Origin of the sequence: Marinomonas algicola (assembly GCF_014805825.1) — a bacterium.
GTDB classification, from domain to species: Bacteria; Pseudomonadota; Gammaproteobacteria; order Pseudomonadales; family Marinomonadaceae; genus Marinomonas; species Marinomonas algicola.
In genome coordinates, this window is sequence record NZ_CP061941.1 from 2,934,406 (window position 1) to 2,951,657 (window position 17,252).

At 40.7% G+C, this 17,252-nt stretch carries 12 protein-coding genes; 6 read left to right on the plus strand and 6 right to left on the minus strand.

From position 1 onward, the window contains the following. Nucleotides 1–140: 140 nt before the first annotated feature. From IEZ33_RS13395 to IEZ33_RS13415, 5 genes are all read left to right on the plus strand, one after another. Nucleotides 141–947, plus strand: a complete 807-nt coding sequence (locus IEZ33_RS13395) for a flagellin N-terminal helical domain-containing protein (protein ID WP_191600537.1) — start codon at nt 141–143, stop codon at nt 945–947. Between the two features lie 216 nt (nt 948–1,163). Further along, the gene (locus IEZ33_RS13400; RefSeq protein WP_191600538.1) at nt 1,164–1,634 is read left to right on the plus strand and encodes an Lrp/AsnC family transcriptional regulator; all 471 of its coding nucleotides are present in this window, start codon (nt 1,164–1,166) and stop codon (nt 1,632–1,634) included. 22 nt (nt 1,635–1,656) lie between these two features. After that, entirely contained in the window at nt 1,657–3,342 is a 1,686-nt protein-coding gene (locus tag IEZ33_RS13405; RefSeq protein ID WP_191600539.1) for an aminotransferase class V-fold PLP-dependent enzyme, read from the plus strand. A 191-nt stretch (nt 3,343–3,533) separates the two neighbouring features. Beyond that, nucleotides 3,534–6,971 (plus strand): hybrid sensor histidine kinase/response regulator, encoded by a 3,438-nt coding sequence (locus IEZ33_RS13410; protein ID WP_191600540.1) that lies wholly within the window; start codon nt 3,534–3,536, stop codon nt 6,969–6,971. Between the two features lie 65 nt (nt 6,972–7,036). Beyond that, a complete protein-coding gene (locus tag IEZ33_RS13415) occupies nt 7,037–8,284 on the plus strand; it encodes a multidrug effflux MFS transporter (protein ID WP_191600541.1) in 1,248 nt (415 codons plus the stop codon). A gap of 140 nt (nt 8,285–8,424) precedes the next feature. Here IEZ33_RS13415 and IEZ33_RS13420 read toward each other — a convergent pair whose 3' ends face one another. The 4 genes from IEZ33_RS13420 to IEZ33_RS13435 form a co-directional block, all read right to left on the minus strand. After that, the gene (locus tag IEZ33_RS13420; RefSeq protein WP_191600542.1) at nt 8,425–10,176 is read right to left on the minus strand and encodes a sugar phosphorylase; all 1,752 of its coding nucleotides are present in this window, start codon (nt 10,174–10,176) and stop codon (nt 8,425–8,427) included. 18 nt (nt 10,177–10,194) lie between these two features. Beyond that, a complete protein-coding gene (locus IEZ33_RS13425; RefSeq protein ID WP_191600543.1) occupies nt 10,195–11,433 on the minus strand; it encodes a glycosyltransferase family protein in 1,239 nt (412 codons plus the stop codon). A 70-nt stretch (nt 11,434–11,503) separates the two neighbouring features. After that, complete coding sequence (locus IEZ33_RS13430; RefSeq protein ID WP_191600544.1) at nt 11,504–12,370, minus strand: HAD-IIB family hydrolase; 867 nt, start codon at nt 12,368–12,370, stop codon at nt 11,504–11,506. Then, complete coding sequence (locus IEZ33_RS13435; protein WP_191600545.1) at nt 12,367–12,543, minus strand: hypothetical protein; 177 nt, start codon at nt 12,541–12,543, stop codon at nt 12,367–12,369. Before IEZ33_RS13435 ends, IEZ33_RS13430 begins: the two co-directional genes overlap by 4 nt. 454 nt (nt 12,544–12,997) lie before the next feature. On the opposite strand from IEZ33_RS13435, the gene leuE reads away from it, so the two are divergent. Further along, nucleotides 12,998–13,657, plus strand: a complete 660-nt coding sequence (gene leuE / locus IEZ33_RS13440; RefSeq protein ID WP_191600546.1) for a leucine efflux protein LeuE — start codon at nt 12,998–13,000, stop codon at nt 13,655–13,657. A gap of 186 nt (nt 13,658–13,843) precedes the next feature. On the opposite strand, the gene fadA is transcribed toward leuE, so the two are convergent. Next, complete coding sequence (gene fadA, locus IEZ33_RS13445) at nt 13,844–15,019, minus strand: acetyl-CoA C-acyltransferase FadA (RefSeq protein WP_191600547.1); 1,176 nt, start codon at nt 15,017–15,019, stop codon at nt 13,844–13,846. 32 nt (nt 15,020–15,051) lie between these two features. Further along, complete coding sequence (fadB, locus tag IEZ33_RS13450) at nt 15,052–17,208, minus strand: fatty acid oxidation complex subunit alpha FadB (protein ID WP_191600548.1); 2,157 nt, start codon at nt 17,206–17,208, stop codon at nt 15,052–15,054. Nucleotides 17,209–17,252: the final 44 nt, after the last annotated feature.

Consider the following 17,252-nt stretch of genomic DNA (forward strand, 5'->3'; position numbering starts at 1 on the left):
GACAAAGAAAAGTGTTTGACTTAACAATTTATAAATACGATTCTTGTTATCGGGCTGTATTGATAAAACTTAAGCTATACTTTGTTATTTTTTCTATCAAGTACTATAATTGATTAATATTTACTCAGGAGGGTATCTGCATGAGCATTCAAATTAATCCATCATCGAATTTTGTTAACAGCAGTGCAACCGCTGGCGTCTCACAAGCAAATGGACAACTTTCCAGTGGCCGCCGAATTAACAGTGCAGCAGATGATGCAGCAGGACTGCAAATTGCGGATCGCTTAACATCTGGAATAAATGGTAATCAACAGGCTATCTCTAACATCCTATCAGGTGATTCCGTCTTACAAATTGCGAGTGGTGGGTTAAATCAAATCAGCGAGAACCTTCAGCAATTACGTGAATTAGGTATTCAATCTGGTAACGGCTCCTTAAATGATAATGATCGAGCGGCAATACAAGCACAAGCCAACGGCATTTTACAAAATATACAAGACACAATTAGCCAAACGACCTATGGCGGTGAAGAGCTACTAACGCAAGATTCCAGCTTATCTTTCCAAGGTAGCGCCGATGCCGAAAGCAGCATTAACGTGTCAACATATAATGTAGACTCACAATTGAATACAGCGGGCTTATACAGCGTTGATTTCTCCAACCCAGCCGCTTTAACCACCTCATTAGCGTCAATTGACACCAGTTTAGAAAACATAAGTGCGATCCAATCCGAGTATGGTGCACAACAAAATGCCTTTAGTAGTCGAGTAGATTCATTATTAAATGCTCAAGAGAATGAATCAGCCGCAAGATCACGTATTCAAGATACAGATTTTGCCTCGGCTGTTTCTGATCAAATTATTCAAAGTATTTTAGAAAAATCCTCTGTCAGTGTTCAGGCCCAAGCGAATATTTCAAATACCAGAGCGCTCAACCTACTGACCTAACTTATTTCATAAAATAGTTATTAGTGACGGCCAAAACACCTCAATTGAGGTGTTTTTTTTTATTCTTTAACTATTTTTTTACTTTTTTTGTCTCTTGTAAAAGAATTAAATTCCTAAATATCGACGCCCTTAAAATACAGTTGCATGAAATGAAAGCAAAGAGTAAAGTTTGAAATACATTCCCAAATTAAAAACAAATTATAGAAAAAAATCGTTATGGATAGCAAAGACATAGAACTACTTACTTTAATACAACATGATGATAGTATTTCTATCGATGAGATAGCTCAGCAGGTTGGCCTTTCAAAAACGCCCTGTTGGCGGCGTATTCAAAAGCTAGAACAGCAAGGTTACATAAAGAAACGTGTGGCGCTCTTGGACAGCGACAAACTAAACCTCAATGTATCCGTTTTTGTTCAAGTCAAAACGAATCACCATGAAAAGGACTGGCTGGAAAGTTTTTCAGATGTTGTCTCTCAATTTCCAGAAGTCATTGAGTTCTACAGAATGGCCGGAGAATACGATTATCTATTGCGTGTATTAGTGAGTGATATCCAATCTTATGATCGTTTCTATAAAAGGTTAATAGAAAAAACGTCTTTAACAGATGTGACCTCTAACTTTGCCATGGAACAAATAAAATATACCACTGAGCTGCCGCTTTCTACTGTATTGAGTAAGCCGTAGCTCTCTTAAAGAGAAACGGCTTATGAACAATTTTCAGCAGAGTACAGAGCAAAAACAATCCTTAATCGCCCATCTGCGTAAAAATATTGTAGGGGATAATACATTTATTCAAACCGCATTTGGAAAACGTAAGTTAACTTATGCCGATTACACCGCGTCAGGGAGAAGTTTGCATTTTATTGAGCAAGCTATTCTTCATTATGTATTGCCCTATTATGCGAATACTCATACAGAATCGACCATCACAGGTAAGCAAACAACTTGTTTTCGCGAAGACGCTCGCCAAATCATACAAAAATCCGTTAATGCAACAGATGATGATTTGGTCCTTTTTTGTGGTTCCGGTGCCACAGCGGCCATTAATAAGCTGATATCTCTGCTGAATCTACCCCTTTTAACTCAGGAACATGGCACAAAACCCATCGTCTTTATAGGGCCTTATGAACACCACTCTAATGATTTACCATGGAGAGAAGCGGACGTTGAACTGATCAGAATTCCGGAGGTTCAGACAGGCGGAGTAGACATTAATGCGCTTGAAAATGCACTTATCCGCTATCAAGACAGACCAATAAAAATAGGCAGTTTCTCAGCGGCATCGAATGTGACGGGAATAAAAACAGACCAAACAGCGATTACTCGCCTATTACATGAACACAATGCACTTTCTTTTTGGGATTTTGCGGCCGCCGCACCCTACGTTGATATCGACATGAATCCTAATTTACCTAAGGCATTGTCTAGTGATTCTTCATTATTACATAAAGATGCTATTTTCTTATCTTGTCATAAGTTTATTGGTGGTCCTGGAACACCCGGTATTTTAATCATCAAAAAACATCTTATTAAAAACACCATCCCATCGACTGTGGGCGGTGGAACGGTCTCATTTGTCAGCCATAATAAACACAACTACTTGCCTATTGGAACCAGAAGAGAAGAAGGCGGTACACCTAATATTGTTGAGTCCATTCGTGCTGGTATGGTGTTTAAAGTCAAAGCCGATATCGGTGCCGAATACATAGAAATGCTTGAAAAAAACTATCTTGATCAAATAGAGCAACGCTGGAGAAATCATGACAAGATTGAGATATTAGGTGCTGACACAAGAGATCGATTAACCATCACTTCCTTTCGAATCAAAGCCGCTCATAATTACTTACATCACGGCTATATTGTTGCCTTGCTAAATGACCTATTTGGTATTCAAATGCGCGGTGGCTGCTCTTGTGCAGGACCTTACGGTCACGAATTACTTGGACTAGACGATCAAACATCAGCCGCCATCACAGAGGCTCTTAGCAAAGGCCGCTCAATACTGAAACCAGGATGGACGCGTTTCAATTTGAATTACTTCCTCACTCAAGAAGAGGTCAATTTCATTTTAGACGCCGTAGAGTTCGTTGCCGAACAGGGTATAAAACTGCTTCCTTACTATGAGTATCACGAAATCAGTGACTTATGGCTTTTCCAAGGCAAGCATAGACCAACACGCTCTCTAGAAAGTGTTTTGCAAGATACGCTCAGCTTACAAGATGAGGTGACAGATTCCCAGAAGCGCATTCTATGGCAGTCTTACTTAAAGCAGGCCGAAAACGTCGTCGCGGCAAATAATTTGCCGCAATACCAAAAGTGCAACCAACCCTTTAATTCAGAATTTGAGACTTTACGTGAATTTGTATTATCAAAGGATTTTGACATAGTTTAAACGAAGGACTGTGACATAGTTTAAACGAAGACTTTTTATCTAGTATTCGTTAACACAAACGGTGAGAGACGAAAGTCTTATTGCCGTTTTTTTTATTTCTCGGCAAAATACGCTATTTAATGACACAATATTAATGCCTTCCATGTATTTTTCAATTTTGTAAAAGACATGCTTTTTAAGGATAAGATACGATGACTTTTCTTTGGATATTCTTGGCCGTCATTTACATTTTAGGGCTTTTTTGGATCGCCATTTGGGGCGACAAAGAACAACCACGAATCAAAAAACTCACCCGTAGCCCTATTATTTACAGTTTCTCACTCGCTATCTATTGTACGGCATGGACATTTTACGGCACTGTTGGGGAAGCCGCTCGATCTGGCTGGAACTACTTACCAATTTTTCTTGGTCCTATTTTACTGTATCTATTTGCGTTCCCTTTTTTAAAAAAGCTTACTCTCGTAAGTCATAAACAAAATATTACCTCAATAGCGGACTTTATTTCTTCTCGTTATGGTAAAAGGCCGCTAACCGCACCATTGGTTATCCTCATCGCTCTATTAGCCATCATCCCTTATATTTCATTACAACTTAAAGCCATCGGCTCAAACTTCACCTTATTTGTTAACCAAGGCGATACCTCTTCTAATATTATTGTACTTGTGGCTACCATTTTAGTTGGCGTATTCGCTATCTTATTCGGTACACGAAAAGTAGAAGTGACTGACTACCGCTCAGGCATGATGCTTGCCATCGCCTCCGAATCTCTCTTTAAACTGCTCGCTATTTTAATTGTAGGCTTTCTTGCGATCATCACATTAACCAGTCAGCACCAAGAGCTTTCGTTCGAGAGAATAGATTTCTCTGTTTGGAATATCAGCAATTTGTTTTCATTTTCATTCATAATGCAAACATTAATGGCCGCTGCGGCCGTTATCTGCTTACCAAGACAATTCCACGTCACCGTTGTTGATCATCAAGATGAAAAGCAATTGAAGACAGCTCGCTGGGTCTTCCCTCTGTACTTATTAACCTTTGCACTTATTATTCCTCCTATTGCCATTGCTGGCCAAAGTCTCTTCGGAAACGCCGTCAATGCAGATACGTATGTAATTCAATTCGCGCTTAACTCAAACAATATTTTGCTGGAAATACTGATCTTCTTAGGGGGCATATCCGCCACCACGGCGATGATTATTATCGCCACATTTGCGCTTAGCATTATGATCAGTAATGATGTGATTTTGCCTTTATTAATTGCAAGAGCAAGTTCACACCAACAAGCCCTTCCTCTTTACCGTAAAAAAATCTTAATGATTCGTCGTTTAGTGATTACTGGTGTACTCGTCTTGTCCTACTTGTACTATCAAGAGATGGCGAATAACGAGCCTTTAGCCGGAACAGGATTAATCGCGTTCTCTCTCGTGTTACAACTGATTCCAGCGGTTGTGGGCGGCCTTTATTGGAAAAGAGGCCATGTTACCGGGGTATATTCAGGACTTATACTTGGCTTCTTATGCTGGCTTTTATGGATGTTTATCCCTTTAACCAACAATGTATCGTGGGCAATCAAAGAGACAGGCTCACGCACAGACATTATTATTTATGGGGCATTTATTAGTTTAGTTGCCAATGTCTTCGGTTATATCCTAGGCTCTCTTTTAGGCAATGAAAGACTGATTGATCGTATTCAAGCTACCGCCTTTGTTAACCCTAACGCCGAATTAGAAAATCGTTTTTTTAAACCAAAAAGCAAAGCGGTTAACAGTGATTTATGTGTGTTATTAGAAACATTTCTAGGCGGAAACCGCTTAAAGCAAGTCTTAGCCGAGTTCGAAAAAGATCAAACACAAACACTGGAACCCAATGCTACCCCAAACAGGCTTTTTATAGATTACTGTGAACGTATTCTGGGTGGCGTTCTCGGTGGGTCCTCTGCTCGAACTATCATCAACTCCCTGCTAGTTGACAAACAAATTAATATTGAAGAAATGGTGACTTACCTCGATGAAACAACGCAAGCCATCCAGTTCAATCAAAACTTATTGTTTATTTCAATGGATAACCTAGATCAAGGCATCAGTGTCGTCGACAAAGAGCTGCAACTTGTGGCTTGGAATAAGACCTACACAGAACTTTACCCCTACCCTAAGGGCATGTTAAAAGTGGGTTTAAAAGTAGAGGAACTCATTAAGTTTAACGCCCTTCGTGGAGAGTGTGGCGTTGGAGATGTGGCAAGTCTCGTCAATAAACGCCTTGAGCATTTAAGAAAAGGCACCACGCACCGTTTTTTACGTCGTCGGTCTAATGGGCGCGTCATTGAAATGGTAGGAAACCCATTACCTAATGGCGGTTTTGTTACCAGTTTTACGGATGTCACTGAACACATAGAAAGCCAGCAAGCATTACAAGAAGCCAATATAGATTTAGAAAAAAGAGTCGTCGCTCGAACTCAAGAAGTACAAAGTATCAACAGAGAGTTACATCAGGAAATTGAACGCCGAGCCACAGCAGAAAAAGAGTTAATGAAGGCTAAAGCCGAAGCGGAAAAGGCCAATATCGATAAGACTGAGTTTTTAGCTCTAGCCAGTCACGACATTTTACAACCATTGAACGCCGCTCGCTTGTATTTAGGCGCCCTTCATTCCGCCCCACTTAACGATGACACCAAGTCAACTCTGGATAAATTAACCGCTTCGGTACAATCGACAGAAACCCTTATATCAACATTACTAGAAATTGCTCGTCTAGATCAAGGTGCAGTTAAACCTCGGTTAAAAGATTGCTCTCTCGATGAATTACTCACTCCAGTTATTAATGAGTTCAGTATTATTGCCCACGAAAAAGGATTAACGATACGAACCAGAATGCAAAATAGCTATGTACACACAGACCCTGTTTACTTGAGAAGAATTGTACAAAACTTCGTCTCTAACGCCGTAAAATACACAAAAACCGGTAAGGTGCTCATTGCCTGTCGAAAAAGAAAAGACCATATCATCATCCAAGTCTGGGATACGGGTATTGGCATCCCAAAAATTGAACAAGAAAAAGTATTCGAAGATTTCTATCGTTGGAAAAATACCGAAGAAGCGGGGTTGGGGCTAGGGCTAGGACTAGTAAAAAGGATGCAAAAGGCGTTAAGCCTTACCATGAGACTTAATTCCGTTCCTAATAAAGGCAGTTGCTTCAGTATTACGGTACCACTAGCCAAGCAACGACTTGTACCCGCTATAGAAACGGACATACCCTCATCAGAAGAGAAAACCCATTCACATTCCTGCACGGTTTGGTGTATTGATGACGATAAAAACAATGTAGATGCCATGCAAACCTTGATGAATCAATGGCATTGTCACGTCCAATGCTTTTCGAATACAGCAAGTTGCCTAAACACTCAAGGACCTCCACATTTACTACTGGTGGATTATCAATTGGGAGAAAATAAAAATGGTTTAGACTTAATTAAAGACTTAAGAGAAAAGTATCAAATTACCATTCCTGCGGTATTACTTACCGCCGTTCAAGATGAGGAATTAATACAGTTGTGTAAACAGCTCGATATTATCTACATGCAAAAGCCAGCAAAACCAGCAAGATTAAGAGCATTAATCAGATCGGTGGAGTAAAGTCATAATTCATGCACAATCTCATCATATAATGACATTTCTCAATAATTCACTTGGATTGTGATATGACCGTTTACTCCGCTTCAGACTCTTCTTCTCCAAACAAAAGTCCCCTATCGGCCATGGAGTTTACTTTTCTCACCGCGACTTTGATGTCTATCGTTGCGATATCCATTGATGCGCTTTTACCTGCTCTAGGGGTCATTTCTCAAGATTTAGCAGTTGAAGATGCCAATCGTACTCAACTAATTATTAGCATGCTGTTCCTAGGCATGTCTTTAGGCCAATTAATTTGTGGCCCTTTATCTGATTCAACAGGACGTAAGCCGATACTTTATGCCGGCATACTCATTTATTTAATGGGTACGGTTATGTGTTTTATGGCGACAGATTTAAACGATTTATTGATTGGTCGCTTTATACAAGGACTTGGCGTCGCTGGCCCCTATATTTCAGCCATTTCACTTGTCCGTGACCAATACAAAGGCAATGATATGGCAAAAATCATGTCCTTAGTAATGATGATTTTTATTCTAGTGCCTGCTATTGCACCGTCCATTGGACAAGCTATTTTACTTTTTACCAACTGGCATGGGATTTTTGTTTTATACCTAATCTATGCGTGTCTTATTTTAATCTGGATATACATACGACTAGATGAAACCTTACCGAAAGCAAAGCGAATCCCATTTACCAAAGACGGTTTCTCTTTTGGCTTCAAAGAGGTGGTTACCAACAAATCAGTTATCAGCTTAACCTTATCAATGGGACTGATTTTTGGCTGTTTGATTGGATACATCAACTCATCTCAACAGATTTTTCAGGAACAATTTCATACAGGTAAATTGTTTAGTGTTTACTTTGGTGTTCTGGCTTTACTGCTTGGTATCGCATCACTGATGAATTCAAAACTTGTGCAACGCCTTGGCATGCATTTAATAACAACTCGAGCCTTTAGTGCTCTCATTGTAAGCTCCTTAGTCTTTTTGATTATTCAATTGTATGTGGAAGTACACCTATGGATGTTTATGCTGTATGCAGGCAGTCTATTTTTTAGTTTTGGCTTGCTATTTGGCAACTTAAACGCCATGGCAATGGAACCAATGGGACACGTTGCGGGCATCGCATCCGCTATTATTGGTGCCACTTCTTCTATTTTATCTCTAACAGTTGGCACTATTATTGGTCAACTGTATAACGGCACAACGCTCCCCATCACCATTGGCTTTTTCATTATGAGCAGTTTGGCTTTGGGTTTATTATTCTACGCTGAAAAACATAAAGCCCCTCGGCCGGACACAACAATACCTTAGGGGATAACACTAAATAAAATCTAAAAGGCAAACAGGATAAAGCAACTGAATTTTGATCCTCTCAAAAGCATGCAAGCGGCGCTATTTAACCACCCGCTTGCCTTGTGACTTTTTATTATCTTAAAGTACAAAAAGCACTCTTAATCTAACCTGATATTAGTCAGCCAGACGGTTTGATATGGAGCAAGCGTGACCACTTCATTCAGATTTTCAATCGAATCACCAGAAATCAAATCAAACCATGAATTATTAGAAATCAAGTTCAATTCATTCAGACGCAATTCAGCGGGCTCTTTAGTGATGTTACTGACACAAAAAATACTTTGCTTACGGTCGGAACTTTGACGCCAAAAACCAAATAAATTGAGCCCTAAATGGAGCACAAACTGGATGGCATTTGGATGAAAAGCCAATTGCCGTTTTCTGATATCGATTAGCGCAAGCATCCTTCCAAGGACTTTATGGTGCGAACTGGCGGGATTGCCTAACTGAGACTCTAACTGCTCGTAGTCCCACCGATGACGATTAATAGAACGATTATGATGGGTATTCTTCAATTTTTCATAATCATTGCGTGTCCCCAACATACTATGGATATAGATACCCGGGATCCCTTCCAAGGCAAACATGATTGCATGTGCGCAAATAAATCGTTCTAACCCCCATTTATCTTCACCCTCCACAGTCCCTTGCAAAGCATCAAATAAAGATATGTTCATTTCATACGCTTTCTGTTCGCCTGTTTCTGACGTTCGCCATGAAATCCGACCACCAAAGCGTTGCATGGTGTTAACCAGAGTATTTAGCTCAATATCATTTAATAAACCTTCAGCTGGCCTTAATCCAATACCATCATGAGAAGCGATAAAGTTGAAATAACAAGTCCCATTTTGCGCAGGGGGCATACTCATTAACCAACGCTTAAGATACAAGCAATCGCCGGTAATAAGTGTGTTGACTAACAACGGAGGTAATGAAAAGTTATAAATACAGTGCGCTTCATTTGCATTACCAAAATAGGTTAAATTTTGCGTATTTGGGATATTAGTTTCGGTTATTATGATCGCGCTGGGCTCGGCATGCTCAATAAGTGACCTTAACAATCTTACCACTTCATGAGTTTGCGGCAAATTAATAGACGAGCTACTCAATTTTTTCCATAAAAAAGCCACCGCATCCAATCTAAAAATTCGTACTCCGGCATCCAGATATTGACGGATAATAGAAACGAATGTCAGTAAAACCTCAGGATTTCTAAAGTCTAAATCCACTTGATCGTGACTAAAGGTACACCAGACATGCTGCAGGCCTTGCTCCGTTTCTGTTGGTCTCAGTAGCGGGCTGGTTCTTGGACGCACCACTTGAGATAAGTCGTCATCAGGGTTCGCCGTAAAGAAATAATCACGGCCTTTACCTTCTCCTTTAATGAAATTTTCAAACCAAATACCTCGACTTGAGCAGTGGTTGATCACCAAATCAGACATTAACTTACGCTTGGTAGCGATCTCTGTAATATCCTCCCAGTCACCTAGTGACTCATTGACGCTGGAATAATCAATTACAGAAAAACCATCATCCGAACTATAGGGGAAAAAAGGAAGTATGTGTACGCCATTAATACTTTCCTTTATATGAGCATCTAGAAAACGGTCTAACGTTTTCAAAGGCTTTATACCGTCTTCTAATAAGCTATCTCCATAGGTGATCAGAATCATATCCTTCTGGGACCAATGATTTGCATAAGGAACAGGGTCTTCACAATGTGAATTCAGTCCCATCATATCAATTAAATCCAAACTTAATTCTTGATAGCTTGGTTCAATGTCAACCCCATCATAGATCACGGTAAGTTGCTGTTGTAACTTCTCTGCAAGCTGTGTCAACACATTCATACATTCCCCTTCCCGTCTTTATATCTCTGATGCGGTTACTTTAAATTCTTGATAGTCTTCCTCTACTGCACTTTTTAATTCATCCAGTACATTTGGCATAGCACTGATGACTCGGTTCCATGCTGGGATAAAAGGTGTTTCCATTGGATTGTCTAAAAATTGAGTCCCTGCCTGCATAATATTCTTGGCAAACATTTCCACAGATTTTTCTTCTGTATGAATATCCAAGGTCAGACCATTAATAATGGCATCGTTCTTATATGTCTCAATATAATCCAAAGCGATTCGATAGTAAGTTGCCTTAATTGTGCGCATGGTTTCAGGATTGATGGTATAGCCTTGGGTCGCCAACTTTCTAAAAAATGCCTTAGTAATATCAATCGACATTTTTGATAAACCGGCGTTCTCATCTTCTAAAGATAAATCTTGGTGCTTGTGATCGTAAGAATCCGCAATATCTACTTGGCAAATACGGTTAGACGCATAATTACGGTGCATTTCAGACAATACTCCAATCTCTAGTCCCCAGTCACTTGGAATACGTAAATCTGTTAGCACATCACGTCTAAAGGAGAACTCACCCGATAGCGAATAGCGGAAACTGTCCATAAAGTCTAAATATTCATTGTGGCCCAGTACGCGTTTCAAAGACTTAATCAAAGGTGTCACTAGCAATCGCGCCACCCGACCATTGAGCTTCCCATTCGCAAAACGAGAGTAAAAACCCTTACTAAACTCATAATTAAATTGAGGGTTGGCAACGGGATAAATTAACCTAGCCAATAAGTCTCTATCGTAAGTCAATATATCACAATCGTGTAATGCTATGGATTCAGATCTAGCTGAAGCCAGCATATACCCCATGCAATACCAAACATTTCTCCCCTTGCCTAGCTCTGTTGGTGCTAACCCCATAGCTTGAAGCTTTGCGTCCAATGCTTGTAACCTAGGTCCGTCATTCCACAAAATTCGATGGTGCTGTGGTAGTTCGTCAAAAAATGCAATGGCATGTTTGTACTGCGCTAAAGACGCTCTGTCCAGGCCGATAACAATTTCAGACAAATAAGGTACTTGTGCAATTTTACTGATTATATCGGGCAATGCGTTGCCTTCTAATTCTGAAAACAGGGATGGTAATATCAAACCTAAAGGACGCTTTTCAGAAAACTGAATGAGCTCATCCTCTAATTCACTGGTGCTGCGTTTAGTAAGATTATGTAGCGTTGTTACGATTCCATTTTGATAAAAATCCGCCATAACGATTGCCCCTATATATGTAAAATATAATAAAACGATTCTTTTAAAATAAACTGAGCTTAATGGTCTTCTACTTAAGCTCGCTAAACAAAATTTTACCTATGGCCTCGCTCCAACCTTTTGGGCCCACCTCTGACGTTTTAATGACGCCAGCAGAACGCTTTAAACAGGGGAAAGCATGAAAATTAGAACGAATTTGAACCGCGATATCCGCAACCTCCAACATAGCATTGTCATTTTCCCCATCACCCAAAGCCACTGACGAGCTCGACTGAAGAAAAGCCGCTAACCAAAGCATGGCTCTTCCTTTGTCTGAATTGCCGCCAACATGGACAAAACGCCCTCCTTTAACCACCGTTGCCCCGGCTTTCTGCATTAGATGCTTAAACTGCATCAACTCTTCATCTGATCCGTGCCATTGTAGTGGCTCGCCGTACTCTCGCTTTGAAGCGGCCTGAGCCTGTTCAAGGCTTAAACCTGTAACCTGCTGAATGTCAGAAATCGACATACTGGAAAACCCCGTATACAAATGCGAGAATGCAAACGTATTCTTTGCTAAAAGTGACAACCAGTATTCACGAGGTTCAATAAAAGACTTTCGGTAATAACAACCTTTATAGCTCGATCCTAAAATCACTTTTATAAGTTGATTGTCAGAGGTATAAGAGTCAATTAGGTCCTCTTTTGTGTCGCATAATTCGTATAAAAAAGACTCCGGGATATAAACGGCCGCGCCATTCTCTACGATAAAAGGCGTGTCTAATTGCAAACTCCTGCGAATAGGTAACAGCTCATCGAATGTTTTACTGGTGTTTGGAATAACAGGGATTCGTCTAAGCTTCAGTTGTTGCAACATAGGCATAGCCGCCGCGGCACTGTACGTATCATGATCCAGGAGGGTGCCATCTAAATCGGTGAAAACAGCTAAAGAGTTCATTGTGCTGTCTCCGCTGATGTATCACCTAGATAAAACAAATAACCGTCAAACGCACCAAAATAAAACACTAAAAACACAACGGCAACACTGACCCACCAATACGGTGCAGCCCCATACAATTGAGATAAAAACTGCTTTTCTAGTTTAAAAGCCTTGATAAACGGGGATTCCATCACTCTTGCCCAACTTTAGTTATGACTATTAGGTAATAACTAACAATTACTGTGCCAGTATCAAACTATTCCAGAAATGAATGATCCAAATGTCTAATAATTAACCCAAGAAAGTGCCATGTAAAAGGGTTAAATCGACTACAATAGGGCCTAGGTATTGACGATCTAATAGAAATTCTGGATTTTGAATACGCGGTTTAAAATCCCTATTGCTCTGAACAAAAGAAAAAGGTTTAGAGACTGCATCGTCACACTAACGAAGTGGCAAACCCGTTATTCAAAGGCCGCTTTACTGTCTAAAGGTTATTTAATATTGAATTCAAATCCTTCTCGATTGTTCTTAAATATAGTTCATTCGTCAGTGTATATTACCTAGACTGATCACGGATTCTTGATATGATTGCACTCAATAATACCACTTTAGTCCACCCTCTTTATTAAGGATCAAATGTAAATGGAAAGCTTTGGCGTTATTAACTATTTTGCCTATGTCGTTGGTGCTATGCTCATTATTTTATTACCAGGGCCAAACTCACTGTATGTGCTTTCTTTAGCCGCACAACAGGGAACTCGCATTGGCTGGTCCGCCGTTGCGGGTGTGTTTGTTGGGGACTCATTACTCATCATAGCAACGGCTATGGGTGCTATCTCAGTTTTGAGCGCTTACCCAGCACTTTTCATGGTGATAAAATACGCTGGTGCGGCTTATTTAACGTTTATTGGTGTTAAATTACTGCATGGCGCCTACACAACATGGCAGCGCAAAGGTGATACCACCTATGATGTTAAAACCATCAAGAAGTCATCTACCAGCAAAGCCTTTAAAAAGGCATTATTCGTGAGCCTTTTAAACCCGAAAGCAATTTTGTTTTTTTTGTCCTTTTTTGTACAATTTGTTGATCCAGCCTACAGCAATCCAGTGCTGCCATTCTTTATCCTAGCCATTACACTACAGCTCTTCAGCTTAATTTATTTAGCCGTTCTTATTTATGCTGGTACGAAACTCGCTGTCGCCTTTAAATCACGTAAGCGCATTACCGCCTTATCAAGTGGCACGGTAGGAACGGGGTTTATTGCTTTTGCAGTTAAATTATCGTTAGCCAGCGCACAATAATAGAGCACAACGATAGATCACCTCCTTTTAAAAGGTTGAATTTACGGCATTAAACCAATCATTAGATAAAAAAAAGCCCCATAAATGGGGCAAAATGACAAAAGTTGTATGATTAACGGGACAACTTCTTAACGCTCTGTAAAAGATTAAACCCTTTAAAATAGGGCTTTAATCCTATAATGGGGGTTAAAGGCGCTCAAATACCGTTGCAATGCCCTGCCCCATACCGATACACATGGTAGCAAGTCCAAGCTTAGCGTCTTTCTGTTGCATGACATTTAATAAGGTAGTAGCAATACGCGTACCAGAACAGCCAAGTGGATGACCTAAGGCAATAGCACCACCGTTCAGGTTCACTTTTTCATCAACCAATTTCAGCAACTTTAAATCTTTCAATACTGGAATAGATTGTGCTGCAAAGGCCTCATTTAGCTCAACAATATCAATATCATCAATGGTTAAACCAGCACGCTTCAACGCTTTTTTCGTAGCCGGTACAGGCCCATAACCCATAATCGCAGGATCACAACCAGCAACAGCCATGCTACGAATACGCGCGATAGGCGTTAGACCAAGTTCCATCGCTTTTTTACCAGACATAAGAATCATGGCTGAAGCACCATCAGATAAAGCGGAAGAAGTACCGGCTGTGACAGTGCCCACTTTTGGCACAAATACAGGTTTAAGTTTTCCTAGAGATTCCATAGACGTTTCAGGACGTATTACTTCATCCGTTTCCACCAATATTTTATTACCTGCTTCGTCATGACCTTCAACAGGGATAATTTCATTCGTAAAGCGACCGTCTAAAGTCGCTTCTTGCGCTAATCGATGAGAACGAACACCAAACTCATCTTGCTGTTCTCTTGTTACTCCGTGCATTTTCCCTAGCATTTCGGCCGTCACACCCATCATCATCGACGCCTTTGCCATGTGCTTAGACAAGGCCGGGTTCACATCCACCCCATGCATCATAGAGACGTGACCCATGTGCTCAACACCACCCACGATAAAGACGTCGCCTTGACCTGTCATAATCGCTTGTGCTGCCGTATGTATAGCCGACATGGAAGAGCCACATAAACGGTTAACGGTTTGCGCTGCCGAGGTCATTGGCAAACCACTCAACAAACTCACGGCTCGAGCCACATTAAAACCTTGTTCTAAGGTCTGGTTAACACAACCCCAAATTAAATCTTCAACCTCTTTAGGGTTAACGGATGGGTTGCGTGCTAATAGACCCTTAACAACAGCCGCCGATAAATTTTCAGCCCTTACATTACGAAACGCACCGTTTTTAGATTTCCCCATTGGGGAACGGGCAGCATCGATAACAACTACATCAGTTTCATTGAAATTCATTGATATTCTCCTAATCCTATTCTGACCAAAGGTTAAACAGCTATGCCGTAGTAAGTCGCATTGTTTTGTGCCATCGCACGCATGTTGGCCGTTGGTTCATACAATTTACCAAGATGACTATAACGATCGGCCAAATCACAAAATGCCTGCAACCCCATTTGATCTAAATAATGCAATGCACCGCCCAAATACGGAGGAAAACCAATGCCGTAAATTAATCCCATGTCGGCTTCTGCTGGAGAGCCAACAATGCCCTCTTCAACACAACGAACGGTTTCAATACACAAAGGAATCATCATACGAGCAATAATATCGTCTTCTGTAAGCTCTGTTGTTGAAGTAACCGTCGGCGCTAAAATAGCATGAATTTCTTCATCGTAAATTTTCTTCGGTTTTCCTTTACGATCGTTCTCGTAACGATAGAAACCTTTTTGATTTTTCTGCCCAAAACGCTCAACTTCAAACAGTTTATCAATCACGTTTGTGCCTTCATGTTGCATTCTATCAGGAAAGCCTTTTGCCATGACTTCATCGGCATGGAATGCGGTGTCCAAGCCCACAACATCCAACAAATAAGCGGGGCCCATTGGCCAACCAAATTTCTCCATGACTTTATCAATCATTTGAAAATCTGCTCCCTCTTTCATCATGGCGGAAAAACCACCAAAGTAAGGGAACAATACTCGGTTTACCAAGAAACCAGGACAGTCATTTACGACGATAGGCGTCTTACCCATAGCTTGGGCATAAGACACGGTACGAGCAATCGCCGCATCACTGGTTTTCTCACCACGAATAACTTCCACTAATGGCATACGGTGAACGGGATTAAAGAAGTGCATACCACAAAAGTTTTCAGGTCTTTGTAACTCTTTCGCCAATTCTGTAATTGAAATAGTAGATGTGTTTGACGTTAAAATGGTGTCTTTACTGATGTGCTTCTCTGTTTCAGCCAAAACAGCCTTCTTAACATTCACATTTTCAACCACGGCCTCAACAACCAAATCAACATGGTCAAACTCACCATAGCTTAAAGCGGGGGTAATACCATTAAGCGCTTTCATGGCTTTTTCCGCTGTCATACGACCGCGCGATACCTGACCACCTAGCAACTTATTCGCTTCGCTTAACCCTAATTCTAACGCTTCATTACGAATATCTTTCATAATGATAGGGGTTCCTTTAGAGGAGGACTGATAAGCTACCCCACCACCCATAATGCCAGCGCCCAATACCGCCGCTTGATTCACTCGCTCGGCGCCTTTAGACATTTGACTTGCTGTTTTCTTGATTTGTTGATCTTTTAGGAACAGACCAACCAATGCTTTTGCAACGGGTCCTTTAGCCAATTTTACAAAGCCAGCAATCTCGGTTTCGATGGCTTTCTCACGTGTTTGACCAATCACTTTTTCAATCGTTTTGATCGCGACCATAGGAGCAGGGTAATGCTTCCCAGCTTTAGCGCCAACAACACCTCGAACAGATTCAAAGATCATCATTTTTTCAATTGGCGAAAACACCATAGTGGCATTATTGTCTTCGCGACGCTGCAGGTAGTTCAACTTACCATCAACCACCTGTTGAACAAGGTGTAATGAAGACTCTAAAACCTTATCTTGAGCAACAACAGCATCAACAGCACCGTCTTTTAGTGCGTCTGCAGAACGTTTTTGTCCTGCACCACAAATCCACTCACAAGCATTATCAACACCGATTAAACGAGGCAAACGAATCGTGCCTCCCCAACCAGGGTAAATTCCTAATTGCGTTTCTGGTAAACCCACTTTGGCCGAGTCAGCCATTACACGATAATCACAGGCTAAACATAATTCAAAGCCGCCACCCAATGCAATGCCATTAATCGCGGCAACAGTAGGATAAGGAAGATCCGCTATTTCATTGAAAATATCATGAACTTCTCGCAACTTTCCTTCTAAGACACTGTCATCAAGAGTAAACCACGTTGTAAACTCTGTAATGTCGGCACCGACAACAAATACGTCTTTTGCACTGTTAAATACAACACCAGTTACATTAGATACGGTTTTTACAACCGTTATCGCTTCGGCTAACTCTTTTAAAGTAAGTTGATTAAACTTGTTTACCGACTCGCCTTGTAAGTCCAAAGTAACAAGAACAACACCTGTCTCTAATTGGGATACTTTGACGGCTTTTCCTTCAAATATCATGTTTGTCTCCGGTTTTTATTATTAAGTTCTATCTACTTAGGATG

What these genes read in the sequence shown, in the direction of transcription:
- IEZ33_RS13425 (WP_191600543.1), bottom strand. Translation starts at nt 11,433, where the DNA reads ATGGCGGATTTTTATCAAAATGGAATCGTAACAACGCTACATAATCTT.
- fadB (WP_191600548.1), bottom strand. Translation starts at nt 17,208, where the DNA reads ATGATATTTGAAGGAAAAGCCGTCAAAGTATCCCAATTAGAGACAGGT.
- IEZ33_RS13430 (WP_191600544.1), bottom strand. Translation starts at nt 12,370, where the DNA reads ATGAACTCTTTAGCTGTTTTCACCGATTTAGATGGCACCCTCCTGGAT.
- IEZ33_RS13415 (WP_191600541.1), top strand. Translation starts at nt 7,037, where the DNA reads ATGACCGTTTACTCCGCTTCAGACTCTTCTTCTCCAAACAAAAGTCCC.
- IEZ33_RS13395 (WP_191600537.1), top strand. Translation starts at nt 141, where the DNA reads ATGAGCATTCAAATTAATCCATCATCGAATTTTGTTAACAGCAGTGCA.
- fadA (WP_191600547.1), bottom strand. Translation starts at nt 15,019, where the DNA reads ATGAATTTCAATGAAACTGATGTAGTTGTTATCGATGCTGCCCGTTCC.
- IEZ33_RS13405 (WP_191600539.1), top strand. Translation starts at nt 1,657, where the DNA reads ATGAACAATTTTCAGCAGAGTACAGAGCAAAAACAATCCTTAATCGCC.
- IEZ33_RS13420 (WP_191600542.1), bottom strand. Translation starts at nt 10,176, where the DNA reads ATGAATGTGTTGACACAGCTTGCAGAGAAGTTACAACAGCAACTTACC.
- IEZ33_RS13400 (WP_191600538.1), top strand. Translation starts at nt 1,164, where the DNA reads ATGGATAGCAAAGACATAGAACTACTTACTTTAATACAACATGATGAT.
- IEZ33_RS13435 (WP_191600545.1), bottom strand. Translation starts at nt 12,543, where the DNA reads ATGGAATCCCCGTTTATCAAGGCTTTTAAACTAGAAAAGCAGTTTTTA.
- leuE (WP_191600546.1), top strand. Translation starts at nt 12,998, where the DNA reads ATGGAAAGCTTTGGCGTTATTAACTATTTTGCCTATGTCGTTGGTGCT.
- IEZ33_RS13410 (WP_191600540.1), top strand. Translation starts at nt 3,534, where the DNA reads ATGACTTTTCTTTGGATATTCTTGGCCGTCATTTACATTTTAGGGCTT.